At 70.5% G+C, this 6,060-nt stretch carries 7 protein-coding genes; 5 read left to right on the top strand and 2 right to left on the bottom strand.

Features of this window, described 5'->3' with window-relative positions:
* The 5 genes from ACIQ3R_RS14025 to ACIQ3R_RS14005 form a co-directional block, all read left to right on the top strand.
* Positions 1–1,230, top strand: a 1,230-nt coding sequence (locus ACIQ3R_RS14025) for an alpha/beta fold hydrolase (RefSeq protein ID WP_397419480.1), incomplete at its 5' end; no start/stop codon positions are given.
* Positions 1,231–1,310: 80 nt separating this feature from the next.
* The gene (locus ACIQ3R_RS14020) at positions 1,311–1,781 is read left to right on the top strand and encodes a hypothetical protein (protein ID WP_397419479.1); all 471 of its coding nucleotides are present in this window, start codon (positions 1,311–1,313) and stop codon (positions 1,779–1,781) included.
* Between the two features lie 191 nt (positions 1,782–1,972).
* Complete coding sequence (locus ACIQ3R_RS14015) at positions 1,973–2,383, top strand: DUF4118 domain-containing protein (RefSeq protein WP_397419478.1); 411 nt, start codon at positions 1,973–1,975, stop codon at positions 2,381–2,383.
* Positions 2,384–2,425: 42 nt separating this feature from the next.
* A complete protein-coding gene (locus ACIQ3R_RS14010) occupies positions 2,426–2,635 on the top strand; it encodes a hypothetical protein (RefSeq protein ID WP_397419477.1) in 210 nt (69 codons plus the stop codon).
* 46 nt (positions 2,636–2,681) lie between these two features.
* A complete protein-coding gene (locus ACIQ3R_RS14005) occupies positions 2,682–3,326 on the top strand; it encodes a DsbA family protein (RefSeq protein WP_397419476.1) in 645 nt (214 codons plus the stop codon).
* Here the strand turns inward: ACIQ3R_RS14005 and ACIQ3R_RS14000 are convergent.
* Positions 3,301–5,604 carry a penicillin acylase family protein gene (locus tag ACIQ3R_RS14000; protein ID WP_397419475.1) on the bottom strand — a complete coding sequence of 768 codons (2,304 nt, stop codon included), beginning with the start codon at positions 5,602–5,604 and terminating at the stop codon, positions 3,301–3,303. The genes ACIQ3R_RS14005 and ACIQ3R_RS14000 overlap by 26 nt on opposite strands.
* 80 nt (positions 5,605–5,684) lie before the next feature.
* A partial coding sequence (locus ACIQ3R_RS13995) for a GFA family protein (RefSeq protein WP_397419474.1) occupies positions 5,685–6,060 on the bottom strand: 376 nt, incomplete at its 5' end.

Below are 6,060 nucleotides of genomic sequence, written 5' to 3'. Positions count from 1 at the left end.
GGCGTGGGGCGCGAGACCGCCCGGGATGCGTTGCGTCGACTGACCGCCAAGGCCGGCGTCAAGCGGACGCCGGAGCTGGTGGGGCGGCTCATCGGCATCATGTGCGCGACCCACGGGCTCGGCGACGACCTGGCCGCGATTGGCCAGCGGGCGCTGGGGTTGACGCCGACGGAGGCGAGAGTGGCGGCGCGGCTGGTCAGCGGCGAGACAACGCCCGAGGCCGCGCGAGCCCTGGGTCTGAGCCCGGAGACCGTGAAGTCCCACGCCAAGAGCGCCCTGGCCAGGACCGGCGCGCATGGGATCAAGGACCTGGCTCGTCTGTTGGGAGAAGCCCGTGAGCTGATCGCGGTCGCGGACGCCGAGGAGCCCTTGTTCGAGGACCGAGAGGGTGAGGGACGGCTGCGCATCGTGCTGGACCTCAGTGGTGAACGTCGCATCGCCCTGATCGATTACGGTCCCTATGACGGCCGTCCGGTGTTTGTGTTTCACGGCGCCGCGGCGGGTCGGAGACTGCCACCGACCTATCGACGCGCCCTGATCGCGCGTGGCTTGCGGCCGATCGTGATCCAGCGACCGGGCTATGGACTGACGGATCCATCATCGGGTGATCACGGGGAAGACTCGGCGGACGACATGGCCGCGGTCGTCGAGCGTCTGCGCTTGAAACGGGTTGATCTCCTGGCCCGTGACACCGGCGCGCCGGCCGCCTTCGCCTTCGCCGCCCGACACCCTGAGCGGCTCGGGCGGGTGGTGATGCTCAATCCGCATCCGCCGACACATCAGACAGGAGAGTTGTCAACGTTCCGGGGTTCGGTGCAGGCGCGACTGCTGCGCAATCCCGACCTGGTTGGCGCTTTCGCCCAGTTCCTGCGGCGCCAGGCGACCACGCCGTTGATCGCACGCATCCTGGCGCGCTCCTTTGGCGATATAGCCGTCGACGCTGGCGCCATGGCCGATCCCGACGTGGTGACCTTCCTGACCCGGGATATCCAGGCCATGTGCGCCCGTTCCGGCGCAGGCTTCGCCGCCGAACATGGCCTCTACGCCAGGGGCTGGACGCCCGCCGCCTCGCCGGCGGCTCGCGGCTGGACCTTCGCGGTGTCCACAGTCGCGCCAAGCGTGGATCTGGATTGGGCGCCGGTCCCGGACATGACGGTGGTGAAGCTTGAGGGCGCCGGCGTTCTGCCGCAGTTCACCCACGCCGAGGCGCTGGCCGATCTGGTCGCCTGACACCCCCAAATGGGGGAGGTCGTCGCGTCAGCGAGCCTCTAGCGTCATCCCCAGACGCGATTTCATGGGGGAACATCGCAATGTTGAAGACCATCACGCTCACCGCGGCGCTGCTCGCGATATCAGCCGGCTCCGCCGCCGCTCAGGGGCTGCAGGTAAGCTATCCCAGCGACGCCACGATGGACTGCGCGGCGCTGTCGGCCGAGAGCGCGCGCATGGACCAGATCATGGCTGACGCCAACACCCAGACCGCCAAGGCCGACGGATCGGCCCGGGGCGCCGGCCTGGCGAGCACGCTGGCGGTCGAAGGGCTGGCGCGAAGCGGCATGCTCGGCCGGGTTCCCGGCGTCGGCATGTTCGCCAACAACGCCGCCAACATGGCGAAGCAGCGGGCGGAGCAGGTGCGCGCCGCCGCCGCCGAAACCGTACAGATCGCCACGACGCGCAAGGCCCTGATGGGCGGGCTCTGGACCGGCAAGGGGTGCGACGCCCCGCCGCCGGCGCCCATCGTCGAAGCGGAACCGGTCCAGACCACCGCACCCGGCGCTTGAATGAGCTTGGCTCCAGGCTCCCCGCGGGGCCTGGGGTCGGGCCGGCCACCCGCGACATCCGCGCAGTCTGGTTGGGCGGAGAACGCCCCCATGCGGTCTCGGCGCGACCGGCAGTCGCGGGTGGTCGGACTTCGCGCGACGGGTGAACCCGGTTGCCATATCCTGGGGCCTTCGACAAAACCTCGGCTGTCATGACTTCTCGCTCCAGCGCATCGGCGAACCGCCTGGTCCAGTTGCTGATCACGGTCATTGTCGCGGCCGTTCTGGTGGCGGCGGCGACCGGTCTCCGCGCGGCGTTGGCGCCCCATCTGGGGCTCCTTTCGCCGTTCATGATCTACATCGCGGCGGTGCTGGCGGCCGGACTCATCCGAGGGCCGTTGTGCGGGGCGATCGTGATGTTGGGCGGCGGCCTGATCGGCTATTCGCTGTTCCTGTCGCCGACCGGACAGGCGCCGCCGGGCTCGGTCCTGTCTTTGATGCTGTTCTGGGCCGTCGCGGCCCCGGTTCTGGTCACGGCCAACGAGCTTCGGGTGCAGCTTCGCACCGCCATGAACCGATTGACCGAGGCCCTGAGGCGGGGCGATCGCCCGCCGCCGCCGTGATGCAGGCTTGCCCCGCTGCACGGCTTCGGCCAAAGCCGCAGCATGGCTCTCTCTGATCGCCGCGCCACCGCTACGCTCCGGATCCTCGCCGGCGTCTGCATCGCCCTGGCGCTGATGTGCGCCGGCCTGGCTTGGGCCTGGAACGATCAGCGGGAGGAGGCGGCCTGTTGGCGGGCGGCGGTGGAGTATCAGCTGCAGCCGGAAGGCGATTGCCGCGGCTCGTCCTGGGCCCGGCCCGCGCCCAAGATTTGAGGTCCGGTCGGCGGCGACCGGCGCGGCGGGCGCCTATATCGCCATCATGGCCGCTGTCGACCGACGAACCCTGATCTCGCTCGGCGTCGCCGTGACGGCCGGCGCGGGGGTCTCGGCCTGGTTGCAGGCTCAGGCGCCGGAGGGCGTTCGAGTGGCGGATACGCCGGTGCGGCGCGGCGTGCTCGGGGATCCGGGCTCCCCTCGGTCAGGCGCGGCGCGGCCCGACCTGACCGTCGTGGTCTTTACCGACTACCTGTGCGGCGTATGCAAGCGCACCGATCCTGCGGTTCGCCGGCTGACCGCCGACGACCCGCGCGTCGGCGTCATCTGGAAGGACTGGCCGATCCGCGGGCCCGATGCGGAGGCCGCAGCCCGCATCGCGTTGGCCGCGCACTGGCAGGGTCGCTACGACCCGGTGCACGACGCTCTGATGGCGGCCCGGGGCGCGCTGACGCCGGACAGGGCGCTGGCGATCGCGCGGGACGCGGGCGCCGACCGGGCGCGGTTGGAGGCCGACCTCGCGACCCACGACGCGGCCATCCGGGGCCAGCTCGCGCGGCATGCGGGCCAGGCGTTCGGCCTGGGGCTCCAGGGCACGCCGGCCTATCTGATCGGCCCCGTCCTGCACCAGGGCGCGCTGGACGACGGGCCGCTGCGCCGCGCCGTCAGGGCGGCGAGGCGGATTCGCTGATCACCTTCACCGACACCGTTCCGGCCTTTACGGCGGCCGGCGTGAAACGAAGGTCGTCCCAGCCCTTGGCGGAGTAGAGCCGGGTCTGATCGGCAGCGTTGGGTGATGTGGGATTGGCGGACTGGGAGTAGGTCAGCACCCCGTGGCTGACGGGCCCCTTGGGCGTGAACTCCACGGCCATGATCCAGCTGGAGCCATGCCGGATCTTGGTCCAGCCCAGGCCGGGCTTGAGGTCGACCGGGGTGATCACGTTGAAGATCCCCTCAGGCCCCGGACCGCCGTGGATGGGGATGCGATCCGCGCCGCGCGGTTCGGTCTGCACCTCGGCCAGCGTCGCGGTCATCGGGATGCCCAGGTCCTTGAGCTGCTTCACCGACGCAACCAGGGCTTCCAGCACCTTGGGATCGTCCACATCGAGGGTGTTGGGCGTATTGACCGGGTCCTTGGGGTCGAAGGCGACCTTGAAGCGGATGCCGCCCTTTTCCGCGAACAGCCGGAAGATGTGGGCGCCGCGGCTGTCGAGATTGACCTTGAGGTCCCAGGCGGCCAGCGCGCCGCAGGCCTCGGCCAGCTCCGGATGCGGCCCGGAGGCGGCGCGGCGGCAGAGCGCCACGAGATCGTCGCGGGTCATCTCGGCGCCCAGGTTGCGGTTGGCGAACAGCACCTGCTTGACGCTCTCGAGGTCGAACTTCGCGGCCCCGAACCCATCGCGCCCGGCCACCCGGTCCTCGATCTGCTTCAGCCCCAGGCGGGTGCGCAGCGAGCGCGCCGTCGCCTCATCGCCGAAGATGCGGCCATAGCCGGTCAGCGGCTGATTGGGGTTGGTCAGCCAGTGGCTGTCATTGGACTGGCTGGCGTAGTCGGTGCGGAACAGCTGCGGCAGCATGGACGGCGGATAGATGCCGGGCGTCGCGGCGGCCGGGTCGCTGTCCCAGTCACAGGCGGCGCGCGATCCATCCAGCACCGGCATCCGCTGTTCCCGCCAGGCGAGCTTGGCGGCCGCGGAGACGCCGCAGGCCTCGACCTTGGCGTCGGTCACATAGGGGATCGCGCCGATGTCGCCGAAGAAGGCTTCGCCCCCGGCGTCGACCGCCGTGGTGTTGAAGCCCGCCGACTGATGCTTGGACATGATCGCGGCGAGGTCGCGGACGCTGCGGGCCCGCCACATGCGCATGTACTGGTCCAGCCCACGCAGGTTGACCGGCGCCTCGCGCAGCGCGAAGGCGGTCCTGGCGGTCCAGGGCGTTATCGGCGCCTCGACGATGGGGCCGTGGCGGCTTTCGTAGAGGGTTCGCTTGAGGGTCTTGAGGCTGCCGTCCTCGGTCTTCACCTCGAGCGTGATCTCGCGCCGGACCATCGGCGTGGAGCGGCCTTCAAAGATGTAGGCCGCAGGATCGGCGGGATCGAGGGTGAGTTCGAAGAGGCCGAACCGGCGGGCGGTCGAGACCGTGTGGGTCCAGGCCACGCGGTCATTGTGACCGATGCCGATCGTGGGCGAGTTCATCAGCCCGGCGCCGACGAAGTTGAGCTTGCCAGGAATGATGAAATGCATCCGGGTGAAGCGGTTGATGCCGTCCCAGGGATAGTGCGGGTTGCCCAGCAGCACGCCGCGGCCGGTCCTGGTCACCTCCCGACCCAGCGCATAGGCGTTGCTGCCCTGGCCCTCAGGCACCGGCGATTTCTCCGGCCCGGCGTGCGGCGCGACGATGTCCGGCGTGCCGGGCGGCGCGGCGGTGGCCACCGCGTTCAGCATCATCGGGATCTGGCCCGCCGTGGTGGCGCGCCAGTAGTCCATCTCGGTATAGGGCCGGATCCAGGCCGCGCCCCGGCAGCGGGCGTCGGGCAGGGCGGCGGCGCCCACATCCCGGACATAGCGGTTGATGCCGGCGATGAAGCCGCGGGCCACGGCGCGCGCCTCGGCGGTGGGCGTATCCAGGCTCCTGGGGTCGCCGGCCAGCAGGGCCTCGGTGACGCCCGTGGCGATCAGGCGGCGGTGGTAGAGGTCGCTCAGGATGTTGGCGTCGCGCTCGCCCGGCCCCAGGAACCTGGACCGGGTCCCATCGACCGTCATCACCCGCTCGGCGAAGTCGCAGAAATTGTCCTCGCCCGAGGCATAGCCCGCGCCATAGGCCAGGCCGGCCATGTCGCGGGCCTGGATGTGGGGCGCGCCAAAGGCGGTGCGGCGAATCTCGGCCTTGTAGCCGGCGGCGAGGGCGGGCGGCGCGAGGGCGGACAACGCCATTGCGGCCGCGCCGGCGACCCATCCCAGATGTTTCATGATGTTCCCAGTCCCGATTGCGACGCTGACGGCCGCTGTGTGCGACAGGCTAGACGATGCCGACGCCGCGCGGAACCGCCTCAGGGCTGCGGCGGGAACCGATCGTGGGCCGGAAGCGTGTGGGCGGTCGCCATCCAGCTGATCGCGTCGGCCATCTGCATCTGCAGAAGCGGGGGAACGGCGCCCGGATCGTCGAGTGTCGCGACCTGGATGTCGACCACGCCGGGCATCATCGCCTCATTGACGTAGGCGAGGCCGGTCCCGCAATCGCCGCAGAACCAGCGGCGGCTGTGCTCGGACGAGGCGTAGAGTCTGGGTTCGCCCTTCGTCCAGGAGAACGCCTCGGTCGGGAACATGCCCCAGGCTGTCACCGGCGCGCCGGAACAGCGCCGACAGTCGGCGCAATGGCAGAGCGCGGAAAACACCGGCGCGCCCTCGACGGCGAACCGCACCGCC

It is taken from the genome of Phenylobacterium sp. (assembly GCF_044371015.1).
GTDB lineage: Bacteria > Pseudomonadota > Alphaproteobacteria > Caulobacterales > Caulobacteraceae > Phenylobacterium.
The sequence above is the reverse complement of the archived record's forward strand: the minus strand, read 5'-3'. Positions and strand labels throughout refer to the sequence as shown.